Annotated in this window: 14 protein-coding genes; 13 read left to right on the top strand and 1 reads right to left on the bottom strand. The window is 41.2% G+C overall.

Going from position 1 to position 17451, the window contains the following annotated elements:
• Positions 1 to 22 precede the first annotated feature (22 nt).
• Entirely contained in the window at positions 23 to 427 is a 405-nt protein-coding gene (locus tag F3G76_RS07300) for a hypothetical protein (RefSeq protein ID WP_149706334.1), read from the top strand.
• Here the strand turns inward: F3G76_RS07300 and F3G76_RS07295 are convergent.
• On the bottom strand, positions 424 to 3744 hold the full coding sequence (locus F3G76_RS07295) for a DUF748 domain-containing protein (protein WP_149706607.1): 3321 nt from the start codon (positions 3742 to 3744) through the stop codon (positions 424 to 426). The genes F3G76_RS07300 and F3G76_RS07295 overlap by 4 nt on opposite strands.
• A gap of 175 nt (positions 3745 to 3919) precedes the next feature.
• On the opposite strand from F3G76_RS07295, the gene F3G76_RS07290 reads away from it, so the two are divergent.
• From F3G76_RS07290 to carB, 12 genes are all read left to right on the top strand, one after another.
• Positions 3920 to 5452: an ABC transporter substrate-binding protein gene (locus F3G76_RS07290; RefSeq protein ID WP_149706333.1), complete on the top strand. Its 1533-nt coding sequence runs from the start codon at positions 3920 to 3922 to the stop codon at positions 5450 to 5452.
• A 12-nt stretch (positions 5453 to 5464) separates the two neighbouring features.
• A complete protein-coding gene (locus F3G76_RS07285; protein WP_103607351.1) occupies positions 5465 to 6403 on the top strand; it encodes an ABC transporter permease in 939 nt (312 codons plus the stop codon).
• Entirely contained in the window at positions 6400 to 7200 is an 801-nt protein-coding gene (locus tag F3G76_RS07280; protein ID WP_103607352.1) for an ABC transporter permease, read from the top strand. The genes F3G76_RS07285 and F3G76_RS07280 overlap by 4 nt, the downstream gene beginning before the upstream one ends.
• The gene (locus tag F3G76_RS07275) at positions 7197 to 7877 is read left to right on the top strand and encodes an ATP-binding cassette domain-containing protein (protein WP_149706332.1); all 681 of its coding nucleotides are present in this window, start codon (positions 7197 to 7199) and stop codon (positions 7875 to 7877) included. The genes F3G76_RS07280 and F3G76_RS07275 overlap by 4 nt, the downstream gene beginning before the upstream one ends.
• A complete protein-coding gene (locus F3G76_RS07270; protein WP_149706331.1) occupies positions 7874 to 8623 on the top strand; it encodes an ATP-binding cassette domain-containing protein in 750 nt (249 codons plus the stop codon). Before F3G76_RS07275 ends, F3G76_RS07270 begins: the two co-directional genes overlap by 4 nt.
• A 26-nt stretch (positions 8624 to 8649) precedes the next feature.
• Positions 8650 to 9726, top strand: coding sequence for an epoxyqueuosine reductase QueH (locus F3G76_RS07265; protein ID WP_149706330.1), 1077 nt, complete (start codon positions 8650 to 8652; stop codon positions 9724 to 9726).
• Between the two features lie 110 nt (positions 9727 to 9836).
• A complete protein-coding gene (fabZ, locus tag F3G76_RS07260) occupies positions 9837 to 10283 on the top strand; it encodes a 3-hydroxyacyl-ACP dehydratase FabZ (RefSeq protein WP_004317884.1) in 447 nt (148 codons plus the stop codon).
• Positions 10284 to 10307: 24 nt separating this feature from the next.
• On the top strand, positions 10308 to 11096 hold the full coding sequence (lpxA, locus tag F3G76_RS07255) for an acyl-ACP--UDP-N-acetylglucosamine O-acyltransferase (RefSeq protein ID WP_103600252.1): 789 nt from the start codon (positions 10308 to 10310) through the stop codon (positions 11094 to 11096).
• On the top strand, positions 11096 to 12328 hold the full coding sequence (gene clpX, locus F3G76_RS07250; protein ID WP_021088133.1) for an ATP-dependent Clp protease ATP-binding subunit ClpX: 1233 nt from the start codon (positions 11096 to 11098) through the stop codon (positions 12326 to 12328). The genes lpxA and clpX overlap by 1 nt, the downstream gene beginning before the upstream one ends.
• A gap of 9 nt (positions 12329 to 12337) precedes the next feature.
• The gene (locus F3G76_RS07245) at positions 12338 to 13375 is read left to right on the top strand and encodes a rod shape-determining protein (protein ID WP_002939972.1); all 1038 of its coding nucleotides are present in this window, start codon (positions 12338 to 12340) and stop codon (positions 13373 to 13375) included.
• The gene (gene mreC / locus F3G76_RS07240) at positions 13365 to 14120 is read left to right on the top strand and encodes a rod shape-determining protein MreC (RefSeq protein ID WP_149706329.1); all 756 of its coding nucleotides are present in this window, start codon (positions 13365 to 13367) and stop codon (positions 14118 to 14120) included. Before F3G76_RS07245 ends, mreC begins: the two co-directional genes overlap by 11 nt.
• The gene (carB, locus tag F3G76_RS07235) at positions 14120 to 17380 is read left to right on the top strand and encodes a carbamoyl-phosphate synthase large subunit (protein WP_149706328.1); all 3261 of its coding nucleotides are present in this window, start codon (positions 14120 to 14122) and stop codon (positions 17378 to 17380) included. Before mreC ends, carB begins: the two co-directional genes overlap by 1 nt.
• Positions 17381 to 17451 lie beyond the last annotated feature (71 nt).

Genomic DNA, 17451 nt, shown 5'->3' with positions numbered 1-17451 from the left:
AAACTTCCAAAAGGAGCGAAAAATGGACTATAACAGGCAAAATAAGGGCTTTGTTTGCTTTATGTATGGCTTTGGACGAAGCAGGGCGGTTTATGCGGTTTTGATGATGCTAATGGCGCTTTTAGCTGGTTTTTTAACACTTAGCTCAAGCGCTCAAGCTGACATTTCAAATTTACAAATAGCCCTTGGCATCATACTTTGTGGCCTTTTGCTGATCCTTATAAATCCTAAAATTTTCATCATCAAGCTAATTGGCTACTTAATCGCTTTAGCTGGCGTTATGATCGCCCTTCACAACGCAAATTTGCTCGGAGCTGATTTTAATTTATACTTTTACGCAAGCCTTATTTTTGGGGCATTTATGATGCTTATGCTTCTTAGCTGGTTTGTCTATAATGCAAGAAGCAGCGAAATAAATGAAATTTAGTTCGCCACTCCCATTAGCACGCTTGTGTAGGTGTTTTGCTTAGGCTCTGAGCTTGTTGCATCGTTCATATTTATGCGGCCAGCCTCAAGCCCAGCTTTTATAAGCGCTTCTTTTACCGCATTTGCACGCTCATTTGCAAGCTCTATTAGCTTTTCTTTATCGACCTCGATGCCCTTTAGCGCCTCTTCTCTTAAGGCTTTTTCGTTTCTATCTTTTAAATTTGGCACAAGCTCATTTAAAACTGCGATGTAGTCTTTGCCACTTGAAGCGATGATTTGATTGATCTTTTGATCTAGTTTTTTGTTTTTATAAAAGCTCTCATCGAGTTTTGAGTATGTTGGCGTTATGCTAAGCTTCATCTTAGGTTTTGAGCCAGTTAGCTTTATAAAATCAGCTATCTTAGGCGCTTCTGAGCTTATAAGCTCGCTACTTCCAGCAAGGAAATCAATAGAGCTAAGATCTTTGCTGCCAAGTCCTAAAGCGTTGCCTAAAAATCTAAATGGAGCTAGCGTGATATCGGCAAAGAGCTTTTTCACAGCTGCCCAGATGACGCCACCATATTTAAAGTCAGGATCGTCTAAATTTCCCTCAACTGGCAGATCGATGTTTATTTGATTATTTTGATCGCTAAGTATCGAGATAGCAAGCGAAAGTGGTAAATTTACAGCGTCTTTTGAATCAACCTTTTCTCCGAGTGTAAGTGAGTCAAAATTTATGAAATTTGAGCCATTTAGTTTTGAGTCGACGACGCTATAGTTTAGGTTTAAATTTAGCTTGCCTTTTTTGATCTTATAGCCCACAAACTGCCCACTATATGGCGTTATATCAGTTAGATCGATATCTTTAAAGTCAAGCTTTATGTCGGTATTTTGCTTTAGCTCAAATGGAAAGAGTTTTGCAGTGATCTGTGCAAAGCCATTTTTGCCAACCACACCTTGAAACTCGCCTGAGCTTGGGCGCTTTTTATCGATGTCTGTTAGCTTGCCATTTAACTTTGAGATCGTTGTGGCAAATGGCATAAATAGCGATGCGTCCGAGAAATCAACCTCGCCATTTTTTAGAGAGAAATTTTTAACGCTAAATTTTAGCTCGTCCTCTTTTTTGCTAGCCACTTTTTTGGTCTCAGGTTTTGCCTCAGTTTTAGCTTTATTTTTATCCTCTTTTATGATCTGAGATAGGTTAAATTTACGCTCTTTGCTTAGATGAGCCTTGATAAATGGCGAATTTAAGCTCACTCCGCTTATAGTAAGGTCGTTTTTGGCAAATGAAATTTTTTCAAGATCAAGGCTTTTAAAGGCGACCAGTTTTTCAGCTTTTTTGCCATTTAGCCTTATATCTTTTATGCTAAGTTTTGCGTCTGCTTTGATATCTTTTGCGTAGTGAAGCTGGGCATCTGCGCTCATCTGTCCGCTAGCTAGATCGGCCTCTAAAAAGGGCTTTGCGTAGGCAAAATACTTTGGTAAATTTGTATCATTTAGCTTGATCTTCGCACTCACATCAAGTGGCTCGATCTTTATCTTGGATTCAACATCCAAATTTAGCTTTTGCGAGCTCTTCATCGCCACTTTTGCGTCAAATGGCTTGCTAAAATCACTATTTAAATTTGCTACTTTTACAAAAAGATTATCAAATTTATGAGCAATCTTCTCGCCTTCAAAAAGGTGTGTCAAAGCGATATCTGCGTTATTCACACTTATATTTTTTACATCAAATTTAAACTCATTTTCTTTGCTTTTTGAAGCACTTTTATTTTCAGCCTTTTTCTCTACTTTTTTAGTGTGTTTTGCCACCTTTGTAGCTTTTGCGCTCTGCTCTCCAAATCCTAGCTCATTTACAGCACTTAGACCATTGTCGTTTAGTTCTGAAGTAAATTTAGGCTTATTAACATCGACACTAGCGATATTTAGAGCTATTTTTAAAAGATCAAAGCTTATGCTCTTTATCGCCACATCAGCGACGCTTGCTATATCTTTATTTTTTGCTTTAAGCTCTATGTTTTTTATGTTTAGCTCATCAAGGCTCGCAAGGCTTTTGTTGCCATCCATTGTGAAATTTGTATTTGTCACGCCAGCACTTGCTACATTTGCACTTGCACTTTTGCTAAGTGGTGCGTTGATGCCATTTAGTGCTATTTTTTCAAGCGTTAGGGCGGTTTTGTTATTTACTAAATTTAGGTTTAAATTTGAAGCATTTATATCTTTTAAATTTGCTAAATTTCTATCTGCTTCATCTATTTTTAAAGCGTTTGCCCCCATATTTTTTAGCTTGGCTGTGGCGTTTAGTTCGCTTTTTTCATTTAAATTTGCAAGCAGCGTGATCTCATTTAAATTTAGTGATTTTACGCTCGCAGCGATAGCACTTTTAAAAGAGATGTCATTTAAATTTATAGCGCTTAAATTTAGCGCAGCCTCCGTTTTGTCCGCTATCTTACTATCAAGATCAAATTTTGGAAGCTCTAACTCGCCAAGGTTTAATTCATTTTCGCCCTCGTTTAAATTTAGTCGTTTTACATTTAAAAAGCCATCTTTTAAATTTATCTTAGTTGCGTTCTCGTCGGCATTTAAAGCGTAGTTTATCTTTAAGTTTATAATGGCATTTTTGAGATTTAACGCGTCATTGTCGATGAAGCTTATCGCAACTGGCTTTATGCTAAAGTCCTTTATGCTGACGTTACCCTCTATTTTTAGTGGATTTAGCTTGATATCGCCATTTAGATCGATCTTGTGCGCCAGGCTTGAGTTTGAGTCAAAGATGTGACTACCTGCGCTATTTTTCTTCGTATTTAGCGAGCTAAGCTCGTAGTTTATATCATCAAAGCTTACGTTAAATGGCTTTGTTAAATTTTGATCGCTATAAGAAAATGAGCCTTTGATGATTTTTGCGTTATTTAGCGCGAAATTTACCGAGCTAGTGCTGTTATCTTCGCTAGTTGCGTTATCATCGCTTATAAAATTGCTAAAGTTAAAATTTGCTTTTTTATCTCTTGCGATCTTTACTTTTGGCTCATCTAGCCTAAAAATGTCTATCTCAACTAGCTTTTTAAAGATAGAAAATGGTTTTAGCTTAAGGTCGATCTGCTTCGTGCTAAAAAGTGGAGAAGTAGTGTTTAGCTCGGCATTTGTAGCGTTTAGCTCGAAGGTAAATGGGTTAAATTTAGCATCACTTACAAAAAGCGTTGCGTTGTAGTCTTTTAGGTATTTTGGCGCGATATTTTTGATAGCATAAGGCAGTCCAAAAAAGCCAAGAAGCGTGTAGATAAGCAAAAGTGAAACTACGCAGATGCCAGTGATCAGGGCTATTTTTTTCTTTTTATCCATTGTGAATTTTACCTTTTTGTCAGCTAAAATGAGCCTTGATTTTACTTTAAAAAAGGTTAAAAGATAGTTAGAAATTTCAAATTTTCTATACATTAAATTTACACTTATCTTAATAATACTTTTATGCATTTCGTATTACCATTCGTCAAATATTTTTTAAACAAAGGAGCGAGTGATGAAGAGGTTTTTGGTTTTATTGTTTTTGTTATTTTCTGCCTTTGCTTATGCAAATGAAAATGCCGTTGTAGTCGCTATCGAGGAGCAAACACCTCGCATAAACCCACTTTATGACGAGGATCACGATCCTACGCTTTCGCTAGTTTTCTCTGGTCTTACGAGCCACGATGAAAATAGCGCACTTGTGCCAGAGCTTGCGAAGTCTTGGCAGGTGAGCGATGACGGGCTGGAGTATGTTTTTGAGCTAAGAGATGATGCTTTTTGGCATGACGGTGTGAAATTTAGCGCAAAGGACGTTAAATTTACCATCGAAACGGCTCAAGATAAGAAGCTAAACGCGCCTGCTATCTCAAACTACGAGGTGGTAAAAAGCGTTGAAATTTTGGGCGATTATAAAGTTAAGATCACGCTTAGCGAGCCTTTTCCGCCGTTTCTTGACGCACTTAGTTTTGGCGTTTTGCCTGAGCATATCCTAAAGGGCAAAGATATCGCAACTGATAAATTTAATGAGGCACCTGTTGGCACTGGCGCATACAAGCTAGTAAAATGGAAAAAAGATGAGAGTTTGGAGTTTGTGGCAAATGATAAATTTTATAAGGGCGAGCCAAAGATAAAAAAGGTATTTTTTAAGATAGTCGGCGATGAAAATTTAAGACTTGTGGGCCTAAAAAGTGGTGAGATCGACGTCGCACTCATCTCTCCAACTGGCGTAAATTTCATAAAAGATGATAAAAAACTTAGCTTGCTTAAATTTAAAAGCGCAGACTATAGAGCTTTGATGTTTAACCTTGAAGATCCTATCTTTCAAGATAAAAATGTAAGGATCGCCCTAAACTACGCCGTAAATAAAGATGAGATTGTTAAAAGCTTATTTCACGGATATGCAAGCGTAGCGAATAACCCGATAGAAAAAAGCTTTGCAAATGACAGCGAGTTTAAATTCAGCTACGATCCGCAAAAGGCTAGGGAGCTACTTGAAAAGAGCGGCTTTAAGAAAAATAAGGCTGGTTTTTTTGAAAAGGACGGCAAGGAGCTTGGCTTTGACATCTACGCCTTTAATAACGACATTTTAAGGGTCAATCTAGCTAAAATTTTAAGCAGTGAGCTAAATAAATTTGGTGTGAGAGCCAAAGCCTACGCAAAGCCAAGAACAGCCTTTGATCTAAGCAAAGTAGATAGCTTTGTTATCGGCTGGGGAAGCCCGTTTGATCCAGACTTTCATACGTATAGAATTTTTGGCGGATTTGCCGATGTGAGCGTAAATGAAAATGGCTGGAATTTTAGCCACTACAAGGACGCAAACGTCGATAGTGCCCTAAAAAACGCAAGATATACAAAAGACGTGGAGCTTAGAAAAAAATACTACAAAGAATTTCTAAAAGCGCTTCATGAAAACCCACCTTACATCTTTATAGCCTATCTTGACTATCCGCTTGTCTTTAACAATAAAATTTCAGGCATAAAGACGCAAATTTTAGGTCATCACGGGGCTGGATTTTTATGGAACATAAGAGAGTGGCAAGTAAAATAGTGGATAAAAACTTTGTTTAGAGCCATTTTAAAAACAGCGATCTCAAGCCTTGGGTTGCTGTTTTTTATCTCATTTTTTCTATTTTTGCTTATATACTTTTTGCCAGGAAATATCACTGACGCGATGTTTTCAAGAAGTGAAGCGATAAATTTAGCCATAAAAGAGCAAATTTTAAGAAATTTAGGGCTAAAAGATAACTTTTTCGTGCAGTATTTTAGGTGGCTAGCTCACTTTGTCACGGGCGACTTTGGCACTAGTTTTGTAAGTGGGGCAAGCGTGTCGCTGCTCATTAAAGAGAGGCTTTTAAACTCGCTCATTTTATTTTTTGCTTCGTTTTTTTTGATAACTCTTTTGTCCTTTTTCTTGGGACTTTTAAGCGCCATTTATAAGAATAAATTTGCCGATATCTTTATAAATTTTAGCTCCTTTTTGTTAGCTTCCCTGCCGCATTTTTACATCGCTCTTGTGCTAATAGCGATCTTTAGCGTATATCTAAATTTGCTGCCAAGCTCTGGGGCAAACGAGCTAGGATCTAGCGGTGTTGGGGTGAAATTTATCATCTTGCCAACGCTTGCAATCATCTTGCCACACCTTGGCGCAAACGTGAAATTTGTGCGTGACAGGCTAAATCAAAGCCTAAACGCTGACTTTATCCAGACGGCTCACGCTAGAGGTTTGGGGCGCGGCAAAATTTATCTCTTTGTCATAAAGCACGCAAGCACCGACATAGTCTATTATTTCGCAACTCTTGTGGCTGGCGTTTTTGCTGGCTCATATGTTATTGAGAGCATTTTTTCATTTCCTGGCATTGGCAAACTAAGTCTTGATGCGGTGATCGCCAAGGACTATCCAGTCGCACTTGCGACCATTTTGCTAACGGCTGTTTTTGTCGTTTTTGCAAATTTGCTAGCTAAAATTTTCGCTATCTTGGCAGATAAGAGAAATTTATGAGAAAAGTCATATTTTTCCTGGCCTGTTTTGTCTTTTTAGCTCTTGTCTCATTTGCCTTTTTTGCGCCATTTTTTTCTAAATTTGAGCCAAATTTCACTGACTTTATGGCGGTAAATTTAGCCCCAAACGGCGAACACATCTTTGGCACGGACATCCTAGGCAGAGACAATCTCATAAGAGTGGCCTACGCGCTTAAAAACTCGCTTCTTATCTTGCTTTTAGCTGGCTTTTTAACGACGCTTTTTTCGCTCATCTACGCATATTTTGGCACGAGCAAGAGCAGAGTTTGTGAGAGCCTTTTTGATAAGGGGCTTGATGCCTTTTTAAGCATACCAAACATCGTTTTTATCATGCTTTTTAGCTCATTTAGTAGCGGAGATCTTTTGATAACATCTTTTATCATCGCCATTTGCTCGTTTATGCAGGGTGCAAAAGTTTTTATGCAAAATTTAAGACTTAATAAAAAGTGCGACTACGCCGAGCAGGCCGTGATAAATGGCGCTAGCAAATTTAGCCTTATATGCTTTGAAATTTTGCCAAATTTAAAGCATCTAATAGTTAGTATTTTTGGCATAAACGCTATAAATGCGGTCGTCATGGAGGCCACGCTTGGCTTTTTTGGTGTGGGAAGTGATGCTAATAAAATAAGCCTTGGCATCATGCTAAATGAGAGCAAAGAGGCACTTTTTCTAGGCTCTTGGTGGATGGTGCTTTTCCCTGGCGTGACGCTCTTTTTGCTCATCCTTGCAACCTCGATCATCACGTCAAATTCAAAAAATGGCAATATAAAAATATGATAGAGATTAGAAATTTAAACATTTTTTATAGGGATAAGAAGCTTTTGAGCGAGCTTGATTTTGACATGAGCGAGGGTAAATTTATAGGTATCACAGGCGCTAGTGGCAGTGGCAAATCGCTCTTTGCAAAGAGCTTAATAAGGCTTTTTGATGATCATTTTAGAGTGAGGGCGGATAAATTTAGCATTTACAAAAAAGATATCTTAAAACTTAGCCAAAATGAGCTAAAAGAGCACCGAAGAAAGGTCGCCGCACTTGTTTTTCAAAACTCAGTTGCAAGCCTTCATCCGCTCTTAAACGTGGGGGATCACTTCAACGCTTATCTAAATGGCGATAATAAGGCGAATAAAGAGCTTGCGTTTGCTTATTTTAGGGAGTTTGGGCTAGATAATGCAAATCTCATCTGGCACAAATACTCGTACGAGCTAAGTGGTGGCGAGGCGAGCCGTGTGCAGATCGCTCTGGCGCTTTGTTTAAAACCAAAAATCCTAATCTGCGACGAGATAACAAGTGGGCTTGATAGCATTAGCGGTAGCCACGTGGCGGGCATCTTAGAGAACCTAAAGGGCAAGATGAGCGTCATCTTTATCTCGCACGATGAGGCGCTAACGAACTATCTTAGCGATGAGATTTGGCAGATGAGAGATGGGCGGCTAAATTTAAAGGAAAATGCGTGAAAATAAGACTTGAAAACGTCTCAAAAAGTTTAAGCTTTAAGGAGCATTTTAACGCTAGAGCTGAAGTGTTACACCTTTTAGAGGGGATAAATTTCGAGCTTGATGATGGCGAAAATTTAGCCATTTTGGGTCAAAGTGGCAGTGGCAAAAGCACGCTTGCAAAGCTCATATCATTTAGCGAGCTAAAAAGCGGGGGAAAAATTTATATAAATAATGAAGAGATCACGGACAAAAATGAGCTTAAAAAAGATATCAGATATATCTTGCAAAACCAAAAACAAGCCCTAAATCCAGCACTAAAAGTAAAAACAGCCATCGCTCACGTGAGGTCATATCTTAAGCTTAGCTTTAGCCAAAATGAGCTCAAAGAGCTTCTAGCAAATTTAAATTTAAAAGATGAAATTTTAGGCAAATATCCGTCACAGCTAAGTGGCGGTGAGGCGACAAGAGTTGGGATACTGCTAGCGCTTCTTTCAAAGCCAAAAATCCTAATCTGCGACGAGATAACAAGCGGGCTTGATAATGAGACGAAGCAAAAGATCATAAATTTGCTTTTAAGCTTGGATGAAAAGATCAGCATTATCTTTATCACGCACGATATCCTAAGTGCGATGAAAATAGCGCAAAAGGTGCTAATAATCGAATCTGGCAAGCAAGTGGCGTGGGGTAAATTTGAAGATCTTGCAAGCCAAAATGTCCTTAAAAAATACCTTGACGCAGCTAAATTTTATAACTCTAAACTTTGATATAATGCAAGCAAAAAAGGTCAAATTTGCTAGTTCATATCTGCTGCTCGGTCGATAGCCACTACTTTTTACAGCGCCTACGAAAAGATCATCCAAATGAGCGAATAGTAGGCTATTTTTACGATCCAAACATACATCCGTATAGCGAATTTTTACTGCGTTTTGAGGACGTGAAGCGAAGCTGCGAGAAGCTTGGCATCAAGCTAATATGCGGCGAATACGACTACGAAGCGTGGCTTGGCGGCACAAAAGGGCTTGAAGATGAGCCAGAAAAGGGCAAAAGGTGCGAATACTGCTTTGATTTTCGTATGAAAGACTCTGCTAAAAAGGCGATAGAGCTAGGACTTAGTAAGATCACGACGACGCTTTTAATGAGCCCAAAAAAGGACTTTACTCAGCTCAAAAAGGCGCTTGATGAGGCGGTGGCTGGCTCAAATTTAGAAGCCGTTGCGGTTGATTATAGAAAAAATGGCGGCACAAGCGAGCAGTTTATCCTCGCTAAAAAAGACAAGCTCTATCACCAAAACTACTGCGGCTGCGTCTTTGCGCTAAAAAAACAGCGTGACTCACAAAATTTACCCCAAAGTGAGCTAATGAGCGAGCTGTACGCAAGGGCGCTTTATGGAAGCATCGAGGCTAGGCTTGAGCTTTACAAAAAGGTGCGCATTTGCGAGGCGAGAGGGGAGAAATTTCACCTTTTTAGAAGGCGCTTTTTAAACTACAGGCTTTTGCGTGCTAGTGTTAAATTTCAAAATGCTGTGGTGCCAAGCTACTTTGTGCTCTACTCTGGCTTTAAAAGAGAGAATTTAAAGCTTAACGTAGAGTGCGACTGCGAGATCGATGATGAGCTAAAAGAGGGCGCGATATTTATGAACATAGAGCGCTTTAATAAATTTACAAATAGCAAATTTAAAAGCGTTGATGAGCTTTGCAAAAGGCCGCTTGAGCTTGGCGCTGAGATGAAATTTCGCCGTGAGATATGCGGGGAGTTTTCGCAAAATCCTATCATCGTCTTAGACGAGGTCAAAAAGGGCAGCTACGAAATTTACGCAAAGGCTGTTTTTTACAACGACAGCGAAGAAATTTTGGTTTTAGAGAGCTAAATTTAGACCCACTAAGGCTAAATTTCAGAGATTTTAAAAGAGGCTAATAATTTTTTTCTTAGTATAAATTTGTTACAATCTGCCAAAATTTACATTACTAAGGCTAAAACGTGATAGACGTCGTAGAAATTCAAAAAATTCTCCCACATAGATTTCCTTTTTTGCTTATCGATAGAGTTGTCGAGCTAGAGCCTGCAAAAAACATCGTCGCTTATAAAAATGTAACCATTGGCGAGCCGATATTTCAGGGGCACTTCCCAGGCCACCCGATCTATCCTGGCGTGATGATCATTGAAGGCATGGCGCAAGCTGGCGGCGTGCTAGCGTTTAAGAGTATGAGCGATGAGCATCAAGCTGGCATCGAGAACAAAGTGGTCTATTTTATGAGCATTGACGGAGCGAAATTTCGCCATCCAGTCCGCCCTGGAGATAGGCTAGAGTATAGATTAAATGTATTAAAACATAAAGGCAATATCTGGGTGCTTGAGGGCAAAGCATACGTCGATGATGTGCTATGCGCCGAGGCTGAACTAAAAGCGATGATAGTCGACAAATAGGCTTTTGCTTAAAAAAGAGAGACAATGAAAAATATCCACCAAACAGCAGTTATAGAAGATGGAGCGATCATTGGAGATGACGCAAATATCGAGGCTTACGCATTTGTAAGTAAAGATGCGGTCCTTGGCAACAACGTCACGATAAAACAAGGCGCAAGGGTGCTTGGCAAGACGAGGATCGGTGATAACTCTCGTGTATTTAGCTACGCGATCGTTGGCGACATCCCGCAAGATATCAGCTATAAAGATGAGGTCGATACTGGCGTCATCATCGGCGAGCACGCAACTATACGTGAGTTTTGCACGATAAACTCAGGCACGCACAAGGGCGATGGTATAACAAGGATAGGCGATAACGCCTTTATCATGGCATACTCTCACATCGCACACGACTGCATAATAGGCAACAACGTCATTTTGGCAAATAACGCAACTCTAGCAGGCCACGTCGAGCTTGGCGACTACGCTGTTGTGGGCGGTCTTACACCTATTCACCAGTTTGTTAGAGTGGGTGAGAGCTGCATGGTCGCAGGGGCAAGCGCGCTCAGCCAAGATGTAGTGCCATTTTGCCTAGCTGAGGGCAACAGAGCCTATATAAGAAGCTTAAATTTAGTTGGCATTAGGCGTAGATTTGACAAAGAGCAGGTTGAAGAGCTTGTTCGCGCTTATAAATTTTTGTTTAATCAAGGCATCAGCCTAAAAGATCAAGCAAACGAGCTGATCGCAAAAACCAGCGACGAAAATGTTAAAAAAATGTGTAAATTTATATTAGAAACGACAAGAGGAATTCCGCTTGCAAAAGGAAGAGATTAATGGCTAGAAAGTGTAATTTTTGTGGCGAGGCTGAGTCTGCTGAGAGAAGATTATTAGCAGACATCGAAGGAAACGCCTATATATGCGAGTACTGTATAGCAGCAGCATACGATATGATACATGGTGATACGAGTGTAGAAGAGAGTAAAAATGATGAGGCGATAGAGTACCAAAAGCTCACACCAAAGGAGCTAAAAGCGGTACTTGATAACTACGTGATCGGTCAAGATAGGGCTAAAAAGGTCTTTAGCGTCGGCGTATATAACCACTATAAGAGAATTTTTAAACAAAGCGACATCAAAGACGACACTGAAATTTCAAAGTCAAACATCTTGCTTGTTGGTCCAACTGGAAGCGGCAAGACGTTGATGGCTCAGACTTTGGCGAGATTTCTTGACGTGCCTATCGCGATTTGCGACGCGACAAGCCTAACTGAGGCTGGATATGTCGGCGAGGATGTTGAAAACATCCTTACAAGGCTTTTGCAAGCTGCAAATGGCGACGTGAAAAAGGCGGAGCAGGGCATTGTATTTGTCGATGAGATCGATAAGATCGCTAGAATGAGCGAAAACAGAAGCATCACAAGAGACGTTTCAGGCGAGGGCGTGCAGCAAGCGCTTTTAAAGATCATCGAAGGTAGCGTCGTAAATATCCCACCAAAAGGCGGCAGAAAGCATCCAAACCAAGACTTCATCCAGATAGATACGACAAATATCTTATTTGTTTGCGGCGGTGCATTTGATGGACTTCTTGACATTATCGAGCGCAGAGTTGGTAAAAACGTACTTGGATTTAATCAAGAAAAACGTGGCAAAAATGAAAAAGAGAATTTACTAAGCCTGCTTGAACCAGACGATCTTGTAAAATACGGCCTCATCCCAGAGCTCATCGGCAGACTTCACGTGGTGGCTACATTAAATGAGATAACAAAAGAGGATATGGTTAAAATTTTGACCGAGCCAAAAAATGCGATATTAAAACAATATCAAAAGCTTTGTGCGATCGACGGCGCTACGCTTAAATTTGATGATGAGGCGCTTGAAGAGATAGCGAGCCTTGCTATCGAGCGAAAGACTGGAGCAAGAGGGCTTAGAAGCATAATGGAAGAGCTCATGACAGACATAATGTATGATCTGCCAGAGCTAAAAGACTACGATATCGTGATCTCAAAAGAGACGGTAAAAGATAAGGCAAAGCCGATTTTGGTAAAGCACAATAAATTAACAGCGTAAAGGAAATAGATGTTTTTAGATCAGGTTATAGGTTTTTTCTCAAGTGATATGGGTATAGATTTAGGTACGGCAAACACTTTGGTTTTGGTAAAAGATAAGGGAATAATCATAAATGAACCATCAGTTGTTGCGGTAAGACGTGAGAAATATGGAAAACAAAAAATTTTAGCAGTCGGTCACGCTGCAAAAGAGATGGTGGGAAAAACTCCTGGCGACATTGAGGCGATAAGACCGATGAGAGATGGCGTTATCGCGGACTTTGACATGACAGAGAGGATGATACGCTATTTTATAGAAAAGACTCATAGAAGAAAAAATTTCTTACGCCCAAGGATCATCATCTCAGTTCCTTACGGACTTACTCAGGTTGAAAGAAAGGCTGTTAGAGAGAGCGCACTAAGTGCTGGAGCTAGAGAGGTATTTTTGATAGAAGAGCCTATGGCAGCAGCTATCGGAGCAAATTTACCAGTTCGTGAGCCACAAGGCAACCTTGTAGTTGATATCGGCGGTGGTACGACTGAGATCGGCGTCGTCTCACTTGGCGGTCTGGTAATATCAAAATCTATCCGCACAGCTGGTGATAAGATAGATAGCAGTATCGTTAACTACATAAAAGAAAAATACAACTTACTAATAGGCGAGAGAACAGGCGAGGAGATAAAGATCGCTGTGGGCTCTGCTGTGCAGCTTGAAAAAGAGCTAAGTGTAGTGGTAAAAGGACGCGACCAAGTGAGCGGTCTTTTAAGCAGGGTTGAGCTAACAAGCGAGGATGTGAGAGAGGCGATGAGAGAGCCACTAAAAGAGATCGCAGATGCGCTAAAAACTGTGCTTGAGATGATGCCACCTGATCTTGCTGGCGATATCGTCGAGACTGGTATCGTGCTAACTGGCGGTGGAGCGCTCATTAGAGGGCTTGACAAGTTCTTGTCTGATATCGTTAAACTTCCAGTATTTGTAGCTGACGAGCCGCTTCTTGCTGTTGCTAGAGGCACAGGCAAGGCACTTCAAGAGATCGGACTTTTACAACAGCTAACAAATGAAGAGTAAGATTGTTCTTTTTGTTTTTATAGCGTTGCTTGCTGGCGCCTCGATGTTTAAGGGCGAAATTTTAAGCAACATCTCTATTAAATTCAGCAACTACGCTATAAATTCATACGACAATTTTGCTAAAAGCGTGAAAGATTATATAAACGAATATTTTAGGCAGGCTAGCGAGATAGAAAAACTAAGAGCGCAAAACAAAGAGCTAGAGCGCTCAGCCACGCTTCTATCTACTTTTGCAAACGAGCTAAATCAAATTTTAAAAGATAAAAACTCAACTGCCTACGCCCCAGCCGTAAAGCTAGTAAAAGGGCTTAGTTACGTGCATATCGGGGATTATAATAAAATTTGGATAAGCGAGTTTGAAGGATACGACCCAAATAAAATTTATGGGCTCATCTATCAAGGAAGCAGCGCTGGCATCGTCATCGCAAAAGACGGCAAGCCGCTAGCATACTTGCAAAATGACCCAAAAAGTATATTTGCAGTCTATATAGGAAACGATAAAATTCCAGGCGTCGCGCATGGAAATCAAAGCCAAATAATGGTGAAATTTATCCCACAATGGCTCAGCCCAAAAGAGGGCGACGAGGTCTTTACGAGCGGGCTTGACGGGATATTTTTTAGTGGGGTGCCAGTAGGGCGCGTGAGTAAAATTTTAAAAGAGAGCTCCTATCAAAGCGTGATAGTTGAGCCTTATGCGAAGCTAAACATACCAAACTACCTATACGTTGTAACAAAGGAAAAATGATGCCAAAAAGAACAGATATAAATACCATTTTGCTAATCGGCTCAGGCCCTATCGTCATCGGTCAAGCCTGCGAATTTGACTACTCAGGCACGCAAGCGGCCAAGACACTAAAAGAGCTTGGATACCGCGTAGTGCTCATAAACTCAAACCCAGCCACCATCATGACTGATCCAAATTTCGCCGACGCAACGTATATAGAGCCGATCACAAAAGATAGCATTTTAAAGATCATCGAAAAAGAAAATATTGATGCCATCTTGCCAACGATGGGCGGACAAGTGGCGCTAAATGCCGCTATGGAAGTCTTTGAGAGTGGCCTTTTAAAGGATGTCAAATTTCTTGGTGCAAACCCAGAAGCGATAAAAAAGGGCGAAGATAGACAAATTTTTAAAGCGACCATGCAAAAGATCGGCATGGACCTGCCTGAGAGTAGATATGCTTATAACATGGACGACGCGCTAAATGCGGCAAACGAGATAGGCTTTCCACTCATCATAAGAGCTAGCTACACGCTTGGAGGCGCAGGAAGCGGCGTGGCTTACAATATGGACGAATTTAAAGAGCTAGCCAACACCGGCCTTGACGCAAGCCCGATACATGAAATTTTGATAGAAGAGAGCTTGCTTGGTTGGAAAGAGTACGAGATGGAGGTCATTAGAGATAGAAACGATAACTGCATCATCGTCTGCTCGATCGAGAATTTCGACCCAATGGGCGTGCATACAGGCGATAGCATCACGGTTGCGCCAGCACTCACGCTCACAGATAAAGAGTATCAGGCGATGCGTGACGCTAGCTTTGCCATACTTCGCGAGATAGGCGTTGATACTGGCGGTAGCAACGTGCAGTTTGCCATAGACCCAAAAACGGGCCGCATGATCGTTATCGAGATGAACCCACGCGTTAGCCGAAGCTCAGCACTAGCAAGTAAAGCTACTGGCTATCCGATCGCAAAGGTCGCGACACTGCTTGCAGTTGGTTTTAGCCTAGATGAGATCAAAAACGACATCACAGGCACGCCTGCTAGCTTTGAGCCGGTGATCGACTACATCGTCACAAAGATCCCACGCTTTACATTTGAGAAATTTCCGGGATCAAACCCATATCTAGGCACTGCGATGAAGTCAGTTGGCGAGGTGATGGCGATAGGTAGAACATTTAAAGAGAGTATCCAAAAGGCTCTTTGCAGTCTAGAGCGCGATCTTTGTGGATTTAACAGCCTTAGCCTAGAAAAAAACGCTTTGATTTATGGTATCAGAAATGCAAATGAGAGAAGAATTTTATATCTAGCACAAGCCTTTAGAGATAGCTTTAGCGTGGCTGAGGTACATGAGTTTAGCAAGATCGATCCTTGGTTTTTAGAGCAAATTTACGAGATAGTTAAATTTGAAGATAAGATCGACATGGATATCTTAAACAACGAAGAGCTACTGCGAGAGGCCAAAAGTATGGGCTTTTCAGACAAGATGATAGCTGTGCTTATAAATGAAAAAGACGATCTTGAGCTTAGCCAAAATGATATCTATTTTGCTAGGCAAAAGCTTGGCATCGAGCTTGAATACAACGAGGTCGATACTTGCGCGGGCGAATTTAAGGCGCTAACGCCATATCTTTACTCAACCACAAATATCACTAAATTTCCTAAAAAAGAGCCTGAAAAAGACGCTAAAAAGGTGATGATAATAGGCGGCGGTCCAAACAGGATCGGTCAGGGCATAGAGTTTGACTACTGCTGCGTGCATGCAAGCTACGCCCTAAGAGACCTTGGCATAAAAACGATAATGTATAACTGCAACCCAGAAACCGTCTCAACCGACTACGACACGAGTGATATTTTGTATTTTGAGCCGATCGATTTTGAGCACGTTAGATCAGTCATCGAGCGTGAAAAGCCAGACGGCGTGATCGTGCATTTTGGCGGCCAAACTCCGCTTAAATTTGCAAAACGTCTAAGCGTGATCGGCGCAAAGATCATCGGAACAACCGCAAGAGTGATCGACGTGGCCGAGGATAGAAAGAAATTTAGCGAATTTATAAATAAAATAGGCGTCCTTCAGCCTAAAAATGACACCGCCACTAGCTTAGAAGAAGCCTTGCAAAAGGCCGCAACTATCGGCTATCCAGTGCTTGTTCGCCCAAGCTACGTTTTAGGCGGCAGAGCGATGAGAAGGGTGCATAACGAGAGTGAGCTAAAAGAGTATATGAGCGAGGCGGTAAAGGTTAGCAACCACTCGCCAGTGCTACTTGATAAATTTTTACAAGATGCAAAAGAGCTCGACGTAGACGCGATATGTGACGGCAAAGAGGTCTATATAGGTGCTATAATGGAGCACATCGAGGAGGCTGGAATTCACTCTGGCGACTCAGCTTGCATATTGCCGCCGATGAGTTTAAGCGATGAGATGATAAAAAAAGTGGAGAAGCAAACCAGAGATATCGCGCTAAATTTAGGCGTTGTCGGCCTTATGAATATCCAGTTTGCTATCTATGAAAATGAGCTTTATATGATCGAGGTAAATCCTCGCGCGAGCAGGACTGTGCCGTTTGTGAGCAAGGCTACTGGCGTGCCTATGGCAAAAGTAGCTACAAGAGTTATGTGGCAGGGAAATTTACGTGAGGCGCTTAAATTTTATGATGATTACAAGGTCGTTTATGAAGATGGTGACATCTTAAAACCTCGCGTAAGCTCGCATGTTTGTGTAAAAGAGTGCGTGCTACCGTTTAACAAGCTAAGTGGCGCCGATCTCATCCTTGGCCCTGAGATGAAGAGCACGGGCGAGGTCATGGGCATAAGTCACGATTTTGCAAGCTCGTTTGCAAAGAGCCAGATCGCTGCTAGCAACACTTTACCAAGCAAGGGCAGGGTATTTTTAACGCTAGCTGACGCTGATAAATCTTACGCACCTGATCTTGCAAAAGAGCTAATAGCGCTTGGTTTTAGCATCGTCGCAACTGGCGGTACGCATAAAATTTTAAGCGAAGCTGGCGTGGAGGCTGAGTTTGTCTATAAGATAAGCGAGGGCAGGCCAAATGTCGAAGATAGGCTTAAAAACGGCGATATAGCACTTGTTATAAATACAAGTGATACAAAATCAAGCGTGGATGATGGCAAAAAGATCCGCCAAAATGTACTTAGATTTAAAATCCCTTACTTCACAACTATCCGTGCAGCACTTGCAGCTGCTAAGTCACTAAGCACAGTTCAAACTGGCAAAGCACTTGAGGTAAAAAGCCTGCAAGAGTATCTAAGCGAGAGATGAACCAAAAAGAGTGCGTAGTAGAGGCGTTGGCTAGCCTTGGTGGCATGGCAACGCTCTTTGATCTTTACCAT

Source organism: Campylobacter concisus (assembly GCF_902460575.1).
In the GTDB taxonomy this organism is placed as follows: Bacteria; Campylobacterota; Campylobacteria; order Campylobacterales; family Campylobacteraceae; genus Campylobacter_A; species Campylobacter_A concisus_AW.
Note: the sequence above shows the minus strand (reverse complement) of the source record. Positions and strands in the feature narration are given on the sequence as shown.